This window comes from Rhodococcus indonesiensis (assembly GCF_047782815.1).
In the GTDB taxonomy this organism is placed as follows: Bacteria; Actinomycetota; Actinomycetes; order Mycobacteriales; family Mycobacteriaceae; genus Rhodococcus; species Rhodococcus indonesiensis.
On sequence record NZ_CP180630.1, the window covers coordinates 2,971,927 to 2,991,095 of the forward strand.

Annotated in this window: 18 protein-coding genes; 3 read left to right on the plus strand and 15 right to left on the minus strand. The window is 71.2% G+C overall.

Translation table 11 applies throughout. The features are described from left to right. Positions 1-17 precede the first annotated feature (17 nt). From nuoI to ACM26Y_RS13750, 13 genes are all read right to left on the minus strand, one after another. Positions 18-623, minus strand: coding sequence for an NADH-quinone oxidoreductase subunit NuoI (gene nuoI / locus ACM26Y_RS13690; protein WP_003937935.1), 606 nt, complete (start codon positions 621-623; stop codon positions 18-20). Beyond that, on the minus strand, positions 616-2,019 hold the full coding sequence (nuoH, locus tag ACM26Y_RS13695) for an NADH-quinone oxidoreductase subunit NuoH (RefSeq protein ID WP_416061178.1): 1,404 nt from the start codon (positions 2,017-2,019) through the stop codon (positions 616-618). The genes nuoI and nuoH overlap by 8 nt, the downstream gene beginning before the upstream one ends. Beyond that, positions 2,012-4,483, minus strand: a complete 2,472-nt coding sequence (locus ACM26Y_RS13700) for an NADH-quinone oxidoreductase subunit G (RefSeq protein ID WP_416061179.1) — start codon at positions 4,481-4,483, stop codon at positions 2,012-2,014. Before ACM26Y_RS13700 ends, nuoH begins: the two co-directional genes overlap by 8 nt. Continuing rightward, positions 4,480-5,805 carry an NADH-quinone oxidoreductase subunit NuoF gene (gene nuoF, locus ACM26Y_RS13705; RefSeq protein WP_003937932.1) on the minus strand — a complete coding sequence of 442 codons (1,326 nt, stop codon included), beginning with the start codon at positions 5,803-5,805 and terminating at the stop codon, positions 4,480-4,482. The genes ACM26Y_RS13700 and nuoF overlap by 4 nt, the downstream gene beginning before the upstream one ends. A gap of 1 nt (position 5,806) precedes the next feature. Then, entirely contained in the window at positions 5,807-6,679 is an 873-nt protein-coding gene (nuoE, locus tag ACM26Y_RS13710; protein WP_416061180.1) for an NADH-quinone oxidoreductase subunit NuoE, read from the minus strand. Beyond that, positions 6,676-7,989, minus strand: a complete 1,314-nt coding sequence (nuoD, locus tag ACM26Y_RS13715) for an NADH dehydrogenase (quinone) subunit D (protein ID WP_003937930.1) — start codon at positions 7,987-7,989, stop codon at positions 6,676-6,678. Before nuoD ends, nuoE begins: the two co-directional genes overlap by 4 nt. Further along, complete coding sequence (locus ACM26Y_RS13720) at positions 7,989-8,747, minus strand: NADH-quinone oxidoreductase subunit C (RefSeq protein ID WP_371382593.1); 759 nt, start codon at positions 8,745-8,747, stop codon at positions 7,989-7,991. Before ACM26Y_RS13720 ends, nuoD begins: the two co-directional genes overlap by 1 nt. Next, complete coding sequence (locus tag ACM26Y_RS13725; protein ID WP_054374544.1) at positions 8,744-9,304, minus strand: NuoB/complex I 20 kDa subunit family protein; 561 nt, start codon at positions 9,302-9,304, stop codon at positions 8,744-8,746. Before ACM26Y_RS13725 ends, ACM26Y_RS13720 begins: the two co-directional genes overlap by 4 nt. A gap of 67 nt (positions 9,305-9,371) precedes the next feature. Further along, positions 9,372-9,731 (minus strand): NADH-quinone oxidoreductase subunit A, encoded by a 360-nt coding sequence (locus tag ACM26Y_RS13730; RefSeq protein ID WP_003937927.1) that lies wholly within the window; start codon positions 9,729-9,731, stop codon positions 9,372-9,374. Between the two features lie 283 nt (positions 9,732-10,014). Beyond that, complete coding sequence (locus ACM26Y_RS13735; protein WP_416061181.1) at positions 10,015-10,437, minus strand: hypothetical protein; 423 nt, start codon at positions 10,435-10,437, stop codon at positions 10,015-10,017. Positions 10,438-10,614: 177 nt separating this feature from the next. Continuing rightward, the gene (locus ACM26Y_RS13740) at positions 10,615-12,414 is read right to left on the minus strand and encodes a SulP family inorganic anion transporter (RefSeq protein WP_416061182.1); all 1,800 of its coding nucleotides are present in this window, start codon (positions 12,412-12,414) and stop codon (positions 10,615-10,617) included. Between the two features lie 85 nt (positions 12,415-12,499). Continuing rightward, the gene (locus ACM26Y_RS13745) at positions 12,500-12,862 is read right to left on the minus strand and encodes an ArsR/SmtB family transcription factor (protein ID WP_003937924.1); all 363 of its coding nucleotides are present in this window, start codon (positions 12,860-12,862) and stop codon (positions 12,500-12,502) included. A 148-nt stretch (positions 12,863-13,010) separates the two neighbouring features. After that, positions 13,011-13,454 (minus strand): hypothetical protein, encoded by a 444-nt coding sequence (locus tag ACM26Y_RS13750; protein ID WP_416061183.1) that lies wholly within the window; start codon positions 13,452-13,454, stop codon positions 13,011-13,013. Between the two features lie 229 nt (positions 13,455-13,683). Here ACM26Y_RS13750 and ACM26Y_RS13755 point away from each other — a divergent pair, with 229 nt between their 5' ends. The 3 genes from ACM26Y_RS13755 (at position 13,684) to ACM26Y_RS13765 (ending at position 17,663) form a co-directional block, all read left to right on the plus strand. Further along, complete coding sequence (locus ACM26Y_RS13755; RefSeq protein WP_416061184.1) at positions 13,684-14,730, plus strand: DoxX family membrane protein; 1,047 nt, start codon at positions 13,684-13,686, stop codon at positions 14,728-14,730. A 172-nt stretch (positions 14,731-14,902) separates the two neighbouring features. Beyond that, positions 14,903-17,140, plus strand: coding sequence for a HelD family protein (locus ACM26Y_RS13760; protein ID WP_416063673.1), 2,238 nt, complete (start codon positions 14,903-14,905; stop codon positions 17,138-17,140). Positions 17,141-17,369: 229 nt separating this feature from the next. Beyond that, positions 17,370-17,663 (plus strand): DUF732 domain-containing protein, encoded by a 294-nt coding sequence (locus tag ACM26Y_RS13765; RefSeq protein WP_289378895.1) that lies wholly within the window; start codon positions 17,370-17,372, stop codon positions 17,661-17,663. Positions 17,664-17,671: 8 nt separating this feature from the next. Here ACM26Y_RS13765 and ACM26Y_RS13770 read toward each other — a convergent pair whose 3' ends face one another. Continuing rightward, positions 17,672-18,124 carry a universal stress protein gene (locus tag ACM26Y_RS13770; RefSeq protein WP_003937919.1) on the minus strand — a complete coding sequence of 151 codons (453 nt, stop codon included), beginning with the start codon at positions 18,122-18,124 and terminating at the stop codon, positions 17,672-17,674. A gap of 168 nt (positions 18,125-18,292) precedes the next feature. After that, entirely contained in the window at positions 18,293-19,165 is an 873-nt protein-coding gene (locus tag ACM26Y_RS13775) for an SCO6745 family protein (RefSeq protein WP_416061185.1), read from the minus strand. Positions 19,166-19,169 lie beyond the last annotated feature (4 nt).

The following is a 19,169-nucleotide window of genomic DNA, read 5'->3' on the forward strand; positions in this document are numbered from 1 at the left end:
GGTCAGGCCACAGCCGCTCACGCCACATCGCGACCGCCTCGCGGCTGCGTCGGTTCCCGGTCGGGCGCGACGGTTTCGTCCCCCGGCCCGGTAGCGGCCGTGGTGGTGCCGGGCGCGGCCTCGGTCACCGCGCCGCGGTAGTAGTCCTCGTCCGTCGTGCCCGGGTACATGTCGTGGGGTGGAGCCACCATGCCGGGCCCGAGCGGGGCGAGCAGCCTGGTCTTGTCGTAGATCAGGTCGGTCCGGTTGTCGTCGGCCATCTCGTATTCGTTGGTCATGGTCAACGCCCGCGTCGGGCAGGCCTCGATGCACAGACCGCACCCGATGCAGCGCAGGTAGTTGATCTGGTAGACGCGTCCGTAGCGCTCGCCCGGCGAGTATCGCCCGGCGTCGGTGTTGTCCGCGCCCTCGACGTAGATCGCGTCGGCCGGGCACGCCCAGGCACACAGCTCGCACCCGATGCACTTCTCGAGCCCGTCGGGGTGGCGGTTGAGCTGGTGGCGGCCGTGGTAGCGCGGCGCGGTCGGTTCCTTCTGTTCGGGGTAGCGCTCGGTCTGGGCCTTGTCGAACATCGCCCGGAAGGTAACTCCGAATCCCGCTACGGGATCGAGGAAGTCAGGCATCGCGATTCTCCTCGGTGGTCGGATCGACACGGCGACCGCCCTCGGCGGCTGCGGCGACGGGGGTGCGCCGACGACGCGGCGGCAACGTCTGGCCGGGCATCGGCGGGACGGGGAAGCCGCCGGCCATCGGGTCGAACGGCAGCTCGGTTGCCGCAGCGGCCGACGCGCCGCCGGGGGTGCCGGTGGGACGGAGACGACCGGCGTTCATGCGGTTCCACAGCAGCGAGGGCACTGCCAGGGCGACGACCACGCCGGCCGCGGCGAGGACGATCTGCCACCGGTCCAGGCCCTCCGTGCGCAGGACGCGGATCACGGCGACGACCATGATCCAGCCGAGCGCGACCGGGATCAGCACCTTCCAGCCCAGGTTCATGAACTGGTCGTAGCGCAGCCGCGGCAACGTGCCGCGCAGCCATATGAACAGGAACAGGAATCCCCACACCTTGAGGACGAACCACAGCAGCGGCACCCAGCCGGAGTTCGCGCCCTCCCACATGTTCAGCGGCCACGGTGCGCGCCAGCCGCCGAGGAACAGGGTGGTGGCCAGCGCCGAGACCGTCACCATGTTGACGTATTCGGCGAGCATGAACATCGCGAACTTCAGCGACGAGTACTCGGTGTGGAAGCCGCCGACGAGTTCGCCCTCGGCCTCGGGCAGGTCGAACGGCGCCCGGTTCGTCTCGCCGACCATGGACGTGACGTAGATGAGGAACGAGGGCAGGAGCAGGAAGACGTACCAGGTGCCGTCCTGGGCGGCGACGATGCCGGAGGTGGACAGCGTGCCCGACAGCAGGAAGACGGCGGCGAACGAGAGCGCCATGGCGATCTCGTACGAGATCACCTGGGCCGTCGAGCGCAGACCGCCCAGCAGCGGGTACGTGGACCCGGATGCCCACCCGGCGAGCACGATGCCGTAGACGCCGATGGATGTCGCCGCGAGGATGTACAGCACGGCCACCGGCAGGTCGGTCAACTGCAGCGGGGTGTCGTGGCCGAACACCGAGACCACGGGCCCGAGCGGGATGACGGCGAACGCCATCAGCGCGGGCACCGTCGCGATGATCGGCGCGAGGACGTAGATGGGTTTGTCCACCCCCGCGGGAACGATGCCTTCCTTCAGCGCGAGTTTGACGCCGTCGGCGAGGCTCTGCAGCAGCCCCCGGGGTCCCACCCGGTTCGGTCCGACGCGCATCTGCATGCGCGCCAGGATCTTTCGTTCCACCAGGATGGCGACCAGCACCGTCAACACCAGGAAGGCGAAGACGGCCACCGCCTTGCCGACGACCAGCCACCACGGATCCTGACCGAACGCGGCCGGATCGGGGTATCCGGACTGCGCCGACAGGACGCCCGGTCCCGGTACCGCCGCAGCGCCGAACAGCGCGACCTCACTCATCGGCCACCCCCTGCGACGAGTGCTCCGCCCGGCCGATCCGGACGATGTCGCCCGCGGACGCGGCCAGCTGCCGGTGCACCGCGGACCCCGGCGAGTTGAGGGGCAGCCACACGACCCGGTCCGGCATGTCGGTGACCGCCAGGGGCAACGTGATCGAGCCGCGGTCCGTCGCGACGGTCACCGGGTCGCCGTCGCCTGCCGAGATCTCGGCGGCGGTGGCGGCGGACAGGCGGGCGACCGGCTGCCGGGCGGTCCCGGCGAGATGCGGTTCGCCGTCCTGCATCCGTCCGCGGTCGAGGAGCATCCGCCATCCCGCGAGTACCGCCTCACCGGTGCCGGGTGCCGGCGTGCCCTGCGGCGCGACGTCCGGTGGACCGGCGGCTTCGCCGTCCCAGGGCCCCAGCGCGACGAGCTCGTCGACGGCGGCCGCGGCGTCGGCGAGCCCGAGACGGACTCCCATCTCGTCGGCGATCGCGCCGAGGACCCGCTGGTCGGGCAGGGCGCCGGTATTGCGCAATGCGGCGGCGAAGGGGCGCTCCCGGCCCTCCCAATCGAGGAACGTGCCGGGTTTTTCCACCGCAGGCGCGACGGGGAAGACGACGTCGGCTCGGTCGGTGATCGCGCTGCGCCGCAGTTCGAGGCTGACGACGAAGCCGGCGGCGGCGACCGCGGCGACGGCGGCATGCGGATCCGGCAGATCGTCGACGTCGACCCCGCCGATCACCAGGGCCCCGAGGGTGCCCGAGGCCGCGTCGGCGAGGATCTGTCCGGTGTCCCGGCCGACGGACGGTGGCAGGTCCGGCACGCCCCACACGGCGGCGACCTGTCGTCGGGCGTCGGCGTCGGTGACGGGGCGGGCACCGGGCAGAAGTCCCGGCAGGGCCCCGGCCTCGAGCGCACCGCGTTCCCCGGCCCGGCGCGGGATCCACGCCAGCCGCGCGCCGGTGTCGTCGGCGAGCCGGCTGGCGGCCGTCAATGCGCCCGGGATTGCCGCCGCCCGCTCCCCCACCAGGATGACCGCCCCGGGCCGGCTCAGGAGTTCGGCAGTCTCCGCGACCTCGCGGTCGCCCGGCCGGGCGCCGAGGCGGAGCATGTCGAGCAGGTCCGGCTCGGTGCCGGGAACGGCCCGCAGGAGCCGTCCGCGCAGCTTCGTCAGGCCGCGGCTCGCGAACGGTGCGATCGCGGACACCACCAGTCCTTGCTTGCGGACCGCTCTGCGCAGTCTCAGGAACACGATCGGCGACTCGTCCTCGGGTTCGAATCCGACGAGCAGGACCGCGGGGGCGTGGTCGAGGTCGTCGTAGGTCACGGCTCCGGCGCCGGGCCAGCGCCCGGCGACCCGGGCGGCGAGGAACTGTGCTTCCTCCGCGGAATGCGGACGCGACCGGAAGTCGATGTCGTTGGTGTCGAGGACGAGCCGGGTGAACTTGCTGTAGGCGTACGCATCCTCGACGGTGACGCGGCCGCCGACGAGCACCCCGGTACGGCCGCGCACGGCGGTCAGGCCACGGGCGGCGACGCGCAGGGCGTCACGCCAGGAGGCGGGGGTGAGCGTGCCGTCGTCGCCCCGCACCAGCGGGGTGGTGAGGCGGTCGGGCTGGGTGGCGTAGGTGAAGGCCCAGCGGCCCTTGTCGCAGTTCCATTCCTCGTTGACCTGCGGGTCGTCGCCGGCCAGCCGGCGCAGCACCGTGCCGCGCCGGTGGTCGGTGCGTTGGGCGCAGCCGCTGGCGCAGTGTTCGCACACGCTCGGGCTCGACACCAGGTCGAAGGGCCGGGCGCGGAACCGGTAGGCCGCTCCGGTGAGTGCGCCGACCGGGCAGATCTGCACGGTGTTGCCGGAGAAGTACGACTCGAACGGTTCCTTCTCGTAGATGCCGACCTGCTGCAGGGCACCCCGTTCCATCAGTTCGATGAAGGGGTCGCCGGCGATCTGCTGGGAGAACCGCGTGCACCGGGCGCAGAGCACGCATCGTTCGCGGTCCAGGAGTATCTGCGCGGAGAGCGAGATCGGTTTGGGGAACGTGCGTTTGGTCTCGGTGAACCGGGACTCGGCACGGCCGTTCGACATGGCCTGGTTCTGCAGGGGGCATTCGCCGCCCTTGTCGCAGACCGGGCAGTCCAGCGGATGGTTGATCAGCAGCAGCTCCATCACGCCCTTCTGCGCCTTGTCCGCCACCGGCGAGGTCAGCTGCGTGTGCACGACCATTCCGTCCGTGACCGGGGTCGTGCAGGAGGCGACGGGTTTGCGTTGGCCTTCCACGTCGACGAGGCACTGGCGGCAGGCGCCGACGGGTTCGAGCAGCGGGTGGTCGCAGAAGCGGGGAATCTGGACGCCGAGCAGTTCCGCGGCGCGGATGACGAGGGTGCCTTTCGGGACGCCGATCTCGACGCCGTCGACGACGACGCTGACCAGGTCCGGTGCGGGCGGCAAGCCTGTGGTGTCGTGGTTGGTGTGGACGCTCATCGGGCACCTCCGTCGTCGGGTCGGTTCGCGCCGGCCCCGGCCATGACGGTGGACAGGTGCGGGTCGAACGGGCAGCCGCCTTGCTCGAAGTGCGCCAGGTACTCGTCGCGGAAGTATCGGATCGAGGACGTGACGGGGCTGGTCGCCCCGTCGCCGAGTGCGCAGAACGACCTGCCGAGGATGTTGTCGGAGAGGTCGAGCAGGGTGTCCAGGTCCGTTCCGGTTCCCTCGCCGCGCTCGAGCCGTCGCAGGATCTGCACGAGCCAGTAGGTGCCTTCGCGGCAGGGGGTGCACTTGCCGCAGGACTCGTGCGCGTAGAACTCGCTCCAGCGCAGCACCGCGCGCACCACGCAGGTGGTGTCGTCGAAGATCTGCAGCGCCTTGGTGCCCAGCATGGATCCGGCGGCGGCGACCCCCTCGTAGTCGAGGGGGACGTCGAGGTGCTCGTCGGTGAACAGCGGCGTCGACGACCCGCCGGGAGTCCAGAACTTGAGCCGGTGCCCGGCCCGGACACCGCCCGCGTAGTCGAGCAACTCCCGCAGGGTGACGCCCAGGGGCGCCTCGTACTGGCCGGGGGTCGTCACGTGACCGGACAGGGAGTACAGCGTGAAGCCCGGGGACTTCTCGGTGCCCATGGAGCGGAACCATTCGATCCCGTTGTGGAGGATCGACGGCACGCTCGCGATCGACTCGACGTTGTTGACGACGGTCGGGCGTGCGTACAGCCCTGCGACAGCGGGGAACGGCGGCCGTAGCCGGGGCTGGCCGCGCCGGCCCTCGAGGGAGTCCAGGAGCGCGGTCTCCTCCCCGCAGATGTAGGCCCCGGCCCCGGCGTGGACGACGAGGTCGAGATCGTAGCCGCTGCCGAGGATGTCGCGGCCGAGGAAGCCGGCGGCGTAGGCCTCGGCAACGGCGGCCTGCAGTCGGCGCAGCACCGGCACCACCTCGCCGCGGACGTAGACGAAGGCGTGCGCGGCGCGGATGGCGTACGCGGCGATGACTGCGCCCTCCACGAGGGTGTGCGGGGTGGCCAGCAGCAGGGGCATGTCCTTGCAGGTGCCCGGCTCGGATTCGTCGGCGTTGACGACCAGGTAGTGCGGGTTGTCGTCGCCCTGAGGGATGAAACTCCACTTGACGCCGGTGGCGAAGCCGGCGCCGCCGCGGCCGCGCAGACCCGCCTCCTTGACGGTGCCGATCACCTCGTCGGGGTGCATGCGCAGCGCCTTGCGCAGGCCTTCGTATCCGTCGTGGCGGAGGTAGGTGTCGAGGGTCCAGGATTCGGGTTCGTCCCAGTACCGGCTCAGGACAGGGGTCAACGCCACGTCAGCCTCCCTCGGGTCGGGGCCCGGCGGCCGGGTCGGGGCCGGAGGGGTGGTCCGGCTCCGGGGCCCGCATGCCCCGTTCCCGGGCGATGCGCAGGCCGGCGAGCGATGCTGCTCCTGCGCTGCCGCCCGCCGCGACGGCGCCGGGCCGCTCGTCCGGGAACCCGGCGAGGATGCGGGCGGTCTGCCGGAAGGTGCACAGCGGCGCGCCCCGGGTGGGGGTGACGGGCCGGCCGGCGCGCAGGTCGTCGACGAGCGCACGCGCCGAGTCCGGGGTCTGGTGGTCGAAGAACTCCCAGTTGACCATCACGACGGGCGCGAAGTCGCAGGCCGCGTTGCACTCGAGGCGCTCGAGGGTGACGGAGCCGGCACTCTCGTCGCCCGCGTCCGGTGGGGTGTCCGAGCCCGGGTCCGAGTCGGTGCCGGCCGCGGGGCGCTGCCCGAGGTGCTGTTGCAGGGCTTCGAGTATTTCGTCGCCGCCCATGATCGCGCACAAGGTGTTGGTGCAGACACCGACGAGGTAGTCGCCGGTGGGCTCACGCCGGTACATGGAGTAGAACGTGGCGACCGCGCCGACCTCGGCACCGGTCAGTTCGAGCCGGTCGGCGCAGAACTCGACGCCCGCGGGGGTGAGGTAGCCGTCCTCGGACTGCACCAGGTGCAGCAGCGGCAGCAGGGCCGAGCGCGGCTGGGGGTAGCGACCGACGATCTCGTCGGCGTCGGCCTCGAGGCGGGCGCGGACGTCCGGGGGGTAGTGCTCGCGGGCGCCGGGCCGCGCCAGGCGGGACGGTTCGTCGGGGCGGACGCCGAACGGGATGAGCACCGGCCCCGAGGCCGGGTCCGGGTCGATCGCTACTTGCGGCTGCTGCGTCAACGGTCCACTCCCCCCATCACGGGATCGATGCTGGCGACCGCGGCGATGACGTCGGCGACCATGCCGCCCTCGCACATCGCGGACACCGCTTGCAGGTTCGTGAAGGACGGATCCCGGAAGTGCACCCGGTAGGGCCGGGTGCCGCCGTCGCTGACCATGTGCACGCCCAGTTCCCCGCGGGGGGATTCGACGGCGGTGTACACCTGGCCGGGTGGGACGCGGAAGCCCTCGGTGACGAGCTTGAAGTGGTGGATCAGGCCCTCCATCGAGTTGCCCATGATCTTGCGGATGTGCTCCGGGGAGTTGCCGAGACCGTCCGCGGCGAGCGACAGGTCGGCCGGCCAGGCGATCTTCTTGTCCTCCACCATCACCGGGCCGGGACGCAGCCGGTCGAGGCACTGTTCGACGATCTTGATCGACTCCTTCATCTCGTCGATCCGGATCAGGTAGCGGCCGTAGGCGTCGCAACCGGTGTCGGTGCACACCTCGAACTCGTAGGTGTCGTAGCCGCAGTACGGTTGTGCCTTGCGCAGGTCGTGCGGCAGGCCGGTCGAGCGCAGCACGGGTCCGGTGATGCCGAGGGCCATGCACCCGGTCAGGTCGAGGTAGCCGATCCCCTGGGTGCGGGCTTTCCAGATGTGGTTCTCGTTGAGCAGGTTCTCCATGTCCCGCAGTCGCCGTGGCAACAGCCCGAGCAGGTCGCGGATCTTCTCGACCGCCCCGTCCGGCAGGTCCTGGGCGAGTCCGCCGGGACGGATGTAGGCGTGATTCATGCGCAGACCGGTGATCGTCTCGAACACGTCGAGGATCAGTTCGCGCTCGCGGAAGCCGAGGAACATGGCGGTCATCGCACCGAGTTCCATGCCGCCGGTGGCGAGGGCGACCAGGTGCGAGGAGATCCGGTTGAGTTCCATGAGCAGCACGCGCACGACGGTGGCTCGCTCGGGGATCGCCTCGGTGATGTCGAGCAGCTGCTCGACGCCGAGACAGTAGGCGGTCTCGTTGAAGAACGGCGACAGGTAGTCCATCCTGGTGACGAACGTGACGCCCTGGGTCCAGGTGCGGTATTCGAGGTTCTTCTCGATGCCGGTGTGCAGGTAGCCGATTCCGCAGCGCGCCTCGGTGACGGTCTCGCCTTCGATCTCGAGCACGAGCCGCAACACCCCGTGGGTCGACGGGTGCTGCGGTCCCATGTTGACGACGATGCGTTCGTCGCCGCGGTCCGCGGCCGCGGCGCGGGCGGCCTCGACGACGCTGTCCCAGTCCTCGCCGACGACGGTGTGGACCGGTCCTTCGGTGATGTCGGTCATCAGGTGTACGCCCTCCGCTCGTCGGGCGGTGGGATCTCCGCTCCGTGGTATTCGACGGGGATGCCGCCGAGCGGATAGTCCTTGCGCTGCGGATGCCCCGACCAGTCGTCGGGCATCTCGATTCGGGTCAGGGAGGGGTGCCCGTCGAACACGATCCCGAAGAAGTCGTAGGTCTCGCGCTCGTGCCAGTCGTTGGTCGGATACACCCCGTACAGCGACGGGATGTGGGGATCGGCATCCGGGGCCGACACCTCGAGCCGGATGCGGCGGTTGTGGGTGATCGACATGAGCGGGTACACCGCGTGCAGTTCGCGGCCGGTGTCCTGCGGGTAGTGCACCCCGTCGACGCCGAGGCACAGTTCGAAGCGCAGGTCCGGGTCGTCGCGCAGGCGGCGGGCCACCTCGGGGAGGTGCTCGCGCCGGACGTGGAAGGTCAGCTCACCGCGGTGGACGACGACCTTCTCGATCGCGTCCTCGAATTCGGTCCCGGATTCGGCGACGGCGGCGCGCAGGGCGTCGGCGACGTCGTCGAAGTAGCCGCCGTACGGGCGTGGGGTGCCGCCGGGCAGGGTCACCGGGCGTACGAGCCGCCCGTAGCCGGAGGTGTCGCCGCTGCCGCGCACGCCGAACATGCCCTGGCGGACGCCGATCACCTCGGCGTCACCGGCGGGCTGCGCGGGCAGTGTTCCCTCGGGACCGGTGGTGGCGGCCCGGTCCACCGGCAGCGAGGATCGTTCGTTGTCCGAGGGCGAGGTCATCGGGCCGACCCCCCGGGGATGGGCAGCACGGGCCGGCCGGCGGCCAGGGCCGCTTCCTCGGCGGCCTGTACGGCCTTCTCCCGGTCCACGCCGAGCGGCATCTGCTGAATCTTCTCGTGCAGCATCAGGACGGCGTGCAGCAGCATCTCCGGCCGGGGCGGGCATCCGGGGAGGTAGATGTCGACCGGGACGACGTGGTCGACGCCCTGCACGATGGCGTAGTTGTTGAACATCCCGCCCGAGGAGGCGCACACCCCCATGGCCAGCACCCATTTCGGTTCGACCATCTGGTCGTAGACCTGCCGCAGCACCGGGGCCATCTTCTGGCTGACCCGGCCGGCGACGATCATGAGATCGGCTTGCCGCGGGGACGCCCGGAACGCCTCCATTCCGAACCGGGCGATGTCGAAGCGCGGCGACACGGTGGTCATCATCTCGATCGCGCAGCACGCGAGCCCGAAGGTCGCGGGCCACAGCGAACCCTTGCGCGCAAAACCGGCGAAGCTCTCCACCGTGCTCAGCAGAAAGCCGCTCGGCAACTTCTCCTCGAGACCCATGTCCGACTCTTATCACTTTCGGTCGGTGTTCGAATTCATTACGGCACAATCTCATTCCCTGTCCCGGTCATTCCCAGCCGAGACCGCCCCGCCGCCACTCGTAGACGTACGCCACCGCGACGTTGAACACGAACAGCGCCATCGCGGCCAGCCCGAAGACTCCCAGGGCGTCGAGGTGGACGGCCCACGGATACAGGAACACGATCTCGATGTCGAAGATGATGAACAGCATGGCCGTCAGGTAGTACTTCACCGGGAACCTGCCGCCGCCGGGGGGCTGCGGGGTCGGGTCGATCCCGCATTCGTAGGCTTCGAGTTTGGCCCGGTTGTAGCGGCTCGGGCCGATCACCGAGGACACGACGACGGAGAACACGGCGAACGCGACCGCGATCCCGCCGAGCACGAGGATGGGGATGTAGACGTTCACGGCGCCTGGCTCCTCTCCGTGCGAGCCGGCCACCCGCGCCGACTCCGTTGCCCTTGCCGACCTCTCGGCCGCTCGGGCCGAACGATCACGAGGCGGTGTCTGTGCCACGAGGCGGCGTCTGTGCCGTGGGTCACTTCAACCGCATCATTGTGATGTACGGCTCAGCCTACCGGCGGGGTGTCTCCCCGAGGCGGATACCACGCGGTGCGATTTCTCCGTTTCGCCCGACCGCTCGCGGACCGGCACTCGTGCCGCCGCTCGGAGAGGGCCGGCCGCGGCGCCGTCAGGTGATGCTGCGGCCGCGCAGCAGCGCGACGACCGTCTCGGCGAGGCGGAACGGGTCGAGTGGCCGCGGCACCGCGGCCTCGGCCCGGGACCAGTCGGCGAGCCATGCGTCGTCCGCGCGACCGGTCAGCACGACGACGGGCGGGCACTGTTCGAGCTCGTCCTTGAGCTGCTTGGCGATCCCCATCCCGCCGGCGGGGGCCGCCTCGCCGTCCAGAATCGCGAGGTCGATACCGCCGGCGTCCATGTGCCGGATCACCATCGGCGCGGTCGCCACCTCGACGAAGTCGAGTTCGGGGAGCTCGGGATCGGGTCGCCGGCCCAGCGCCCGGATGACCTGCTCGCGCGTGTCGGCGTCGTCGCTGTAGACGAGGACGCGCAGGGCGGCAGGGCGGCTGGCACTCGTGGTCGGGTCGGTCACGGGGGAAGATGCTACTGGCCGGACCCGGTCGGCGCCGGGAGGCGAGCCGCGGCGCACCCGGCCCGGGCCGGTCGCACGCCTGGCGCCACCGTCGGCGGGCGACCGGTCCCCGTACCGACCTGGTGTTACCGGGTGAGGAGAACCAGGTGGCAACGAGGGCCGGTCACGACGCCGATTCTACCCGCGCGGCGGGGCTTCGAAGGCTTCCGGCCTCGTCTCTTCGGCACCGGCGACGGCCGGGGCGTGCCGGTGTTCCGGCAGCACGAGCCTGCGGGCGTACGCGATCGCCCGGGGTGTGGTCGCGAAGCCGTGCCGCTCCTCGCTGTCCTTGGTCGTGAACACACCCAGGGCGGACAGCGGCCGCAGGTGCTCCGGCCTGGCCCCGGAGATCAGCACCGTGATGTGGCGGTGCTCGAGTTTGGTGATGGCGTCCTTGAGGACGATCGCACCGGTGGCGTCGATGGCCGTCACCCGGGACATGCGCAGGATCACGACCTGGACGTCCGTGACGTCGGCGAGCTCGAGAAGGAACCGGTGGGCCGCGGCGAAGAACAGGGCGCCGTCGATCCGGTACGCGACGATGTGCTCGCGCAACAACTCCTGCTCCTCGGCAGCGTGATCGCCCTCCTCGTCGAGGGGAACCTGTTCGATCCGAGCGGACTTCGCGACCGCCCGCAGCGCGAGGACGGCCGCGAATCCGACACCGATCGCGACCGCCGTCACGAGGTCGAGGGCGACGGTGACCAGGAACGTCACCGTCATGACGACGGCATCCGCGCGGCTGGCGCGCGTGATCGCGACGATCGAGGCGGTTTCGACCATCCGCACCGTGGTGGCGAGCAGAACGCCGGCGAGCGCGGCGAGCGGGATCTGCGCGACGAGCGGCGAGGCGAGATAGACGATTCCGGCCAGAACGACGGCGTGGGTGAGGGCGGACAGCCGGGACCGCGCACCCGAGCGGACGTTGACGGCCGTGCGGGCGATCGCGCCCGTCGCCGGGACACCGCCGAACAGGGGGGCCGCGATGTTGGCCAGGCCCTGCCCGAGCAGCTCCCGGTCGGGGTCGTGCCGGGTGCCGACACTCATCGAATCGGCGGCGGTCGCGGACAGCAGCGATTCGAGTGCCGCGAGCGCGGCCACCGCGAGCGCCGGCGCGAGCAGCGAGGTCAGCTCCCCCGGGTCGAGGAATCCGAGGCTGGGGGCGCCGAAGCCGGACGGGATGGACCCGATCCGCGTCACATCCAGATGGAACAGTCGAGCGACCACGGTGGCCACCACCACCGCGACGAGCGAGAACGGCAGTTTCGGCAGGTACCGGCCGCCGATCAGGATGGCCACGGCGACGAGCACCGCGACGGCCGCGGGCAGGAGGCTCGGCCGGTCGGCGAATTGCCGGACTGCGTCGAATGCGCTCTGCCACACCTTCTCCCCTTCGGCGTGGGCGATGCCGAGCGCAGCGGGAACCTGCTGCAGGGCGATGACCACGGCGATGCCCGCCGTGAAGCCCTCGATGACCGGGGCGGGCATGAACCGCACCGCGCGGCCGATGCCGGCGAAGGCGAGGAGCAGCAGCACGACGCCGGCGACGAGCCCCACCGCGAGGACGCCGGAGGCGCCGTGCTCGTGGAAGATCGGCACCAGGACGACGGTCATCGCGCCGGTCGGGCCCGACACCTGGAAGCGGGAGCCGCCGAACACGGCGGCGACCGCTCCGGCGACGACTGCGGTGGCGAGGCCCGCCGCGGCGCCGAGGCCGGAGCTGATGCCGAATCCGAGCGCGAGGGGCAGTGCGACGAGGGCGACGACGAGCCCGGCGGTCAGATCGGCGCGGGGCGAGCGCAGGGTGGGCTTCCACTCGCTCCAGCGGGGCATCAGCGCGGCGACCGACCGGGCGGCACGCACCACGACGGTGCCGGCCTCCGCTGCCTCCGCGCCCGGATCGGTCGCTGCATCCCGCTGGTCTGTCGACATCGACATCGTGCCTCCACCACAAACAACAACTAAGAAATTGATAAAGTCTGCAATCAGTGCCGTGGGCGGCGCCCCCGGCTGAGCGGTCGGCTCAGCCGCGGGCTCGGGCCCCCGCCGATTCGGCGACATCGTCCTCGAGCAGTTCCGCCTGTCCGGCGACCACACCGGTGAGGATGGCGCGGGCGACGGCCAGCAGTTCCGCGACCCGCGGTGACGTCAGGGCGTAGGTCACCGACAGCCCTTCCCGGCGCGCGGTGACCAGACCCGCACGCCGGAGGATCGCCAGCTGCTGGGACAGGTTCGCGGGTTCGATCCCCACCTCGGGCAACATCTCGGAGACCGCGTGTTCACGCTCGCTGAGCAACTCGAGGACCCGGATGCGTGCCGGATGCCCGAGCGTCTTGAAGAAATCCGCCTTCATCCGATAGAGGGGCTGACGTGCCTGCGCGACCATCACCGTTCCCGTCGTCCGAGCCACCGCGAAGCGAGCGGTGCGTATAGTTGCGCAGTTTAGCAATCAGTGATCCGAGTGCGCGCGTGACATGCGCCACGCGGGGCGGCCGCCGGGCCGGGGCGCGCGGGCACCTGGGGTGCGGAGCCGGTCAGGATCGGGCGGCGCGCTCGAGGCGGACGAAGCTCGCGGACATCTGCTCGACCGAGACCCGCGGGAGCCGCACCCGGCTCAGGTACGCAGTGTCGGTCACCGCAGACCAGTCGCAGGCCTGACTCACCGCGGTACCCCCGGCCGCCTCGGCGAAGGTCCATTCCCCCCGGATGCCGAGCGGCGGGGCGTCCGGGTTGGCCGGCAGCCAGGCGAGCAGCCTGTCGAGTTCGAACGCCACCACATGATCGACCACCGGATACGCCGCACCGCTGGGAAAGCGCACCTGCGCGACGAAGCGTTGCCCGAGGGCGGTGATCGGGAGCTGTCCCGCGGGTACGGACAACGTCCCCGACCCGTCGATCTCACTGTGCCGCAACGGGTCCCGAATCACCTCGAACAGCGCCGCGGCCGGAACCGGAATCGTGGTCGCGACCCGGAGCACGGTCGGGTGTCCGCTCCACCCGCACCTCGCCCGCCCCGACGTCACCGGTCCCCGCGTCCTCGCCCCCACCGTGCACGGTGCACACGGTACACACCGCGCACACGGACATCGTGCCACCCGTGGCGCACCCCCGGCCGGCGGCCGCGATCCCGGCCGGACACGCATATCCCACCGGGCGGCGGGGTATGCGTGCGAAGGTGGAACCGCCACCGATCACGGGAGGAAGCACATGATTGTCCGCAGAATCGCCCGCCCCATGCTTGCGTCGGTCTTCGTCGCCGGAGGCATCGACGCGCTGAGAGACTCGTCCACCAAGGCGGCCGCAGCGCAGCCGGGACTCGACCGGGCGGTGGGCATGCTGCCCGACACGGTGACGGCGAAGCTCCCGGACACGGTGAGCGAGAAGATCACGAACGATCCCGAGACGCTCGTGCGGATCAACGCCGCCGTGCAGATCGGGGCGGGTGCGCTGCTCGCGGTGGGCAAGGCCCCGCGGCTGGCGGCGCTCGCACTGGCCACCACGCTCGTACCGACGACGGTGGCGGGCCACGACTTCTGGAACGTCCAGGATGCGGAGGCCCGCGCTATCCAGCGCACCCAGTTCCTCAAGAACGTGAGCCTGCTCGGCGGACTGATCATCACCGCGGTGGACACCGAGGGCAAGCCGTCGTTGGGGTGGCGCGGACGGCGGGCCGCACGACGCGCCCAGGAAGCCGTCGCCGGCGTCCTGCCCCGTCAGGACGACGCCGCGGGCGAGGCGGTGACCGAGGGTCTGCACAAGGTGGCCGAACGGGTGCGGACTCTGTCGGAGGAGGCATCGGAGGTAGCCGGCACCGCCCGCGAACGCGGAAGCCACCTGCTCGACGTCGCCAAGGAACGCGGTCCCGAACTCGCCGAGGTCGCCCGCGAACGTGGAAGCCATCTGCTCGACGTCGCCAAGGAACGCGGTCCCGAACTCGCCGAGGTCGCCCGCGAACGCGGCACCGGCCTGCTCGACGTCGCCAAGGAACGCGGTCCCGAACTCGCCGAGGTCGCCCGCGAACGCGGCACCGGCCTGCTCGACGTCGCCAAGGAACGCGGTCCCGAACTCGCCGAGGCCGCCCGCGAACGCAGTGCACTGCTGTGGGGCACTGCTCGGGAGCGCGGCCCGGAGCTGGCCAAGGTTGCCCGGGAACGGGCACTGACGGCGGAGGAACGTTCCCTCCTGCGGGCCCAGCAGGCCCGTCATCGCGCCGAAGAGGCCCTCACCCGCGCCCGCCTGCAGTTGCAGCGCTGACCGTGCGGTTCGGTCCCGCACCCGGTGATTCTGCGCGGGTGCGGGACCGGCACTAGACTTCTTGGGCACTTCGTGGCGGCGCACCCGTCGCCCCGTCCGACCCCGAGGAGACCCCTTGCCGGCCGATGGCCTGTCCCACCCCGACCATGAGCGTGAGCAGGTCTACCTGTCGATGCTGTACGGCCACCTCGACTCCATGCGGGCCTACGCGCAGACCCGCCTGAGCCGCGTCCTGCTCGACACCGGCGGCACCCCGCAGGCCCGCAGTGAGCGGGAGTCGTTCACGCAGCTGTACACCGAGGACATCGCGAAGTACGACGCGGCCGAGCACGGACTGTGTTTCGGCCGGATCGACGTCCGCGACGAGGACGGCGACGCGACGGAGGTGCGGTACGTAGGCCGCCTCGGCATCCTCGACGAAGCGAACGACTACGAGCCGCTGCTGCTGGACTGGCGGGCGCCCTTGGCGCGGCCGTTCTACCTGGCGACGCCGGCCGCGCCGGAGGGAGTGACGCGGCGCCGGCACATCCGGTCACGCCGCCGCGCGATCACCGCCATCAACGACGAGTACCTCGACCTCGACGCGGCCCAGGCGCACGACGCGGCCGTCTCGGCGGGCGGTGTCGCCGGCGAGTCGGCACTGCTGGCCGCGCTGAACGCCGCGCGCACCGGTCAGATGCAGGACATCGTTGCGACGATCCAGGCCGAGCAGGATGCGATCATCCGGTCCGAGCACAAGAGCGTGCTCGTCGTTCAGGGTGGTCCCGGCACCGGGAAGACCGCCGTCGCCCTGCACCGGGCGGCGTTTCTGCTGTACACATACCGTCGGCAGCTCGCGAAGAGCGGTGTGCTCATCGTCGGTCCGAACTCGACGTTCCTGGACTACATCGGGCAGGTGCTGCCCTCCCTCGGTGAGACCGGGGTGCTGCTGTCGACGATCGGTGACCTGTACCCCGGGGTGCGTGCGACCGTGGACGATTCGCTCGAGGCGGGCACCGTCAAGGGCTCGCTCGACATGATCGAGGTGCTGAAGAAGGCGGTCCGGGATCGTCAGGAGGTTCCGGCGACGCCGATCCCCCTCGTCTTCGACACCTACCGGCTGACGCTCGACCGCAAGACGGTCACCCGGGCCCGCGGCCGGGCCCGGTCGTCGCGGCGGCCGCACAACCTGGCCCGTCCGATCTTCGTGGCCGCGGTGGTGGACGCCCTCGCCGACCAGCTCGCGTCGATCATCGGTGCCGATCCGGTCGGCGGCGCGAATCTGTTGAGCCGCGAGGACATCGACGACATCCGTACGGAGATGCGCTCCGACCGGGACATCGTGGGGGCGATCGATTCGTTGTGGCCGCAGCTGAGCCCGCAACAGGTGCTCGCGGAGCTGTTCGCCTCCCGGGACCGGCTCGCGTCGGCAGCACCGGAACTCGACGAGGACCAGCGTGAGTTGCTGCTGCGCCCGACGGCGACGCGCGCGTTCAGCGCCGCGGACGCCCCCCTGCTCGACGAACTCGCCGAACTGCTCGGGGTCGACGACGCTGCCGAACGCGAGCGGGCGGCGCGGCAGTGGCGCAGGCAGATCGCCGATGCGCAGGGCGCCCTGGACATCCTGACCGGGTCGGCGCCGCAGGATCTCGAGGACGACCTGGACCCGGAGATCCTGATGGCGTACGACTTGATCGACGCCGACCAGCTCGCGCAGCGGCAGGGCCGGTCGAGCCACGAGACCACCGCCGAGCGCGCCGCCGGGGACCGCACCTGGACGTACGGGCACGTGATCGTCGACGAGGCACAGGAGTTGTCCGCGATGGCCTGGCGAATGCTGATGCGGCGCATCCCGAACCGCTGGATGACCCTGGTCGGGGACACCGCCCAGACCGGGGATCCGGCCGGTTGCTCGTCCTGGCAGCGGATCCTCGAGCCGTACGTGGCCAATCGGTGGAAGAAGGCCGAGCTGACCGTCAACTACCGCACGCCCGCGGAGATCATGGAGATCGCCCACGCGGTTCTCGCCGAGATCGATCCGCATCAGGTGCCGCCCCGCTCGGTGCGCGAGTCGGGATTCGCGCCGTGGGCCCGGCACGTCGTCGAGGACGATCTGCTCGAGGCCGTACACAGTGCCCTCGCGGACGACCGCGGGCCGGGTCTGACCGCGGTGATCGCGCCGCACGAGCTGGTGGCGCAATGGGATCACCTGCGGTCGGATTCGGTGCGGGTGTCCACGGTGAAGGACGTCAAGGGCCTGGAGTTCGACTCGGTGCTGCTGGTGGAGCCGGCCGCCATCGTGGCGGAGTCACCACGCGGGCTCAACGACCTGTACGTGGCGCTCACCCGCGCCACCCAGCGGCTCGGAGTCCTGCACACCGGGGAACTGCCCGAGTCGCTGACGGCACTCGCGGCGCCCGCCCGGTTGTGACGGGTCCTCGATGTGCCGTATCGCCGTCCGCCCGGTTCCGGCGGGCGGTATGTTGCGGGCGGACGTGCGGCCGGTCGGAGCGGGAGGCGGGGCGGTGAGGAAGGCGTGGCCTCGACGGGATCGGACCCGGAGGCGCTGGACACGGACCCTGGCCGGGGTCGCGGTGCTCGCCGCGGCGGCAGGCTGTGCGGGGCCCTCGGCCTCGGAGGACTCCGGGCCCTCCGTCCCGGTGCCGGTCCCCAGGGCCGCCACTCCGGTCGAGGCAACGGAGCTGGACGGGCCGGCCCTGCGGTTCAAACAGGCCTTGGCCGAGGTCGGGCTGGCCGCCGGCGTGCCCGACGAGACGCTCGTGGCGCTGGTGCGCGGGACGTGTGCACAGCTGGCCGCCGGGCTGCCGGAAGACCAGGTCCTCGGTTCGGTCCGGCCGGTCGCGGCCTTCGCGGCGTCCGTCTCGCGGGCGTCGTTGCAGGGCGACGATGCCGCCCGGTTCTATGTGGGTGCCGCCCGCGAGACGTACTGCTGACCGGTGTGTCAGCGCACGGTGTGCACGATGAGCACGTCCGAGGTCGACTTGCGGGCGAGGTCGGACGGGACGGACCCGAGCAACCGGCCGGTGAGGGTGTTCAGGCCCCGGTTACCCACCACGAGCAGGTCCGCGTCCACTTCCTCGACCAGTTCGAGGAGCGAGTCGACGGGGGCCCCGACGACGGCCCGTTCCAGGACGTTCTGGGCGCCGGCCGCGTGTGCCTTCTCGCGGGCGGTGCGCAGGATGTCGTACGTGGGCGCCGATCCGGTCACCTGGTAGGCGTCTTCACCGAGCACGTCGGCGGCGCGGGCGCTGTCCTTCGGATCCACCGGGTAGTAGGCGCACGCGATGACGAGGCGGGCGTCGGCGTCACCGGCGAGAGCTGCTGCCTTCTCCACGGCCCGGTACGACGACTCGGAACCGTCGGTGCCGACGACTACGGTCCGGTAGGCGGTCATGCAATCCTCCATGGAATCGGTAGGGTTCGGCCGGCGAGTGACCGTCGATGCGTGCCCCCGCCGACCGCTGCGTAGACAGTAACGGCCGATCGGACGGGTCCGGCAGCCTTTGGGGTGGATCCCACAGACCTGCCGGCGTGCGTTCGACGCCACTGACCGCCGTTGACGTTACCTTGCGTCACCGTAACGCGGGCCGAACATCTGCGCGGGGAACACGCCGGACTCCACGATGGTGTCCCGCCACGGCAGTGCGAGCTCGGTCAACCGGTCGGCCTTGCTCTCGCCCAGCGCCGCCCACGGCGCCACCGCGAGGTCGTCGGTCAGGTCCTCGACGAGTTCGCGGACCTCGAACCCCTCGTCGGTGAGCTCACCCGCGCGGTCCAGCAGTCCGCGGGTACGCAGCGCCGTCGCCGCGGCGGTCCACTCCTCCGCGCTCCAACCGCGGCGCGCGCGGGCGAAGTCCTCACTGAATCCGATCCCCGCGGCGGTGTGGGTGAGGAGGGCTTCGATGCCGTTGAGGCCGGCGGTCTGCAGTGCCGCGACGTGCCCGTCGCCCCGGTACTCGCGCAGCAGGGTCAGCGCGTGCCACAGGACCAGGTGCGGGGCGTCCGGCCACGGCAGGTCGGCATGCCCGGCGTACAGCGGGCGGCCCTCCGGCCCGGGGACGGCCCGGGCGGCGCCCGCCGCGAGTTCCGCCGCCTCCCGCATCTCCGGCGAGTCGAGCACCTCGGGACCGAGGATCCGGGTCAGCGCCTCGTCGATGCCACGCAACCGGGCGGCGACGACGGCCTCGGGATTGGCGAGCTGCCAGGCCCGCGGGATCGCGGACGCGACGAGGCGGGGGCTGAAGTTGTAGAAGGTGGCGGTCACGACGCCGGCGCCGACGGCACCGAGCGCAGCGGAACGCGCCGCGAAGTACCGCATCCGGCCGCCTTCGAGGCCGGTGCCGCCGAGGGCGGCGTCGACTTCGGGGGCGAAGTACCCGACGGAGTGGATCAGTTCGAGGGCACGGGCCGTGCGGCCGGCAGACTGTGGGTCCATGCCG

Excerpts from the sequence above, each read along its gene's own strand:
- ACM26Y_RS13760 (WP_416063673.1), top strand. The coding sequence starts at position 14,903 with ATGCTGTACGGCCACCTCGACTCCATGCGGGCCTACGCGCAGACCCGC.
- ACM26Y_RS13775 (WP_416061185.1), bottom strand. The coding sequence starts at position 19,165 with ATGGACCCACAGTCTGCCGGCCGCACGGCCCGTGCCCTCGAACTGATC.
- ACM26Y_RS13720 (WP_371382593.1), bottom strand. The coding sequence starts at position 8,747 with ATGACCTCGCCCTCGGACAACGAACGATCCTCGCTGCCGGTGGACCGG.
- ACM26Y_RS13770 (WP_003937919.1), bottom strand. The coding sequence starts at position 18,124 with ATGACCGCCTACCGGACCGTAGTCGTCGGCACCGACGGTTCCGAGTCG.
- ACM26Y_RS13755 (WP_416061184.1), top strand. The coding sequence starts at position 13,684 with ATGATTGTCCGCAGAATCGCCCGCCCCATGCTTGCGTCGGTCTTCGTC.
- nuoH (WP_416061178.1), bottom strand. The coding sequence starts at position 2,019 with ATGAGTGAGGTCGCGCTGTTCGGCGCTGCGGCGGTACCGGGACCGGGC.
- ACM26Y_RS13745 (WP_003937924.1), bottom strand. The coding sequence starts at position 12,862 with ATGGTCGCGCAGGCACGTCAGCCCCTCTATCGGATGAAGGCGGATTTC.
- nuoI (WP_003937935.1), bottom strand. The coding sequence starts at position 623 with ATGCCTGACTTCCTCGATCCCGTAGCGGGATTCGGAGTTACCTTCCGG.
- nuoD (WP_003937930.1), bottom strand. The coding sequence starts at position 7,989 with ATGACCGACATCACCGAAGGACCGGTCCACACCGTCGTCGGCGAGGAC.
- ACM26Y_RS13700 (WP_416061179.1), bottom strand. The coding sequence starts at position 4,483 with ATGAGCGTCCACACCAACCACGACACCACAGGCTTGCCGCCCGCACCG.
- ACM26Y_RS13725 (WP_054374544.1), bottom strand. The coding sequence starts at position 9,304 with ATGGGTCTCGAGGAGAAGTTGCCGAGCGGCTTTCTGCTGAGCACGGTG.
- ACM26Y_RS13740 (WP_416061182.1), bottom strand. The coding sequence starts at position 12,414 with ATGTCGATGTCGACAGACCAGCGGGATGCAGCGACCGATCCGGGCGCG.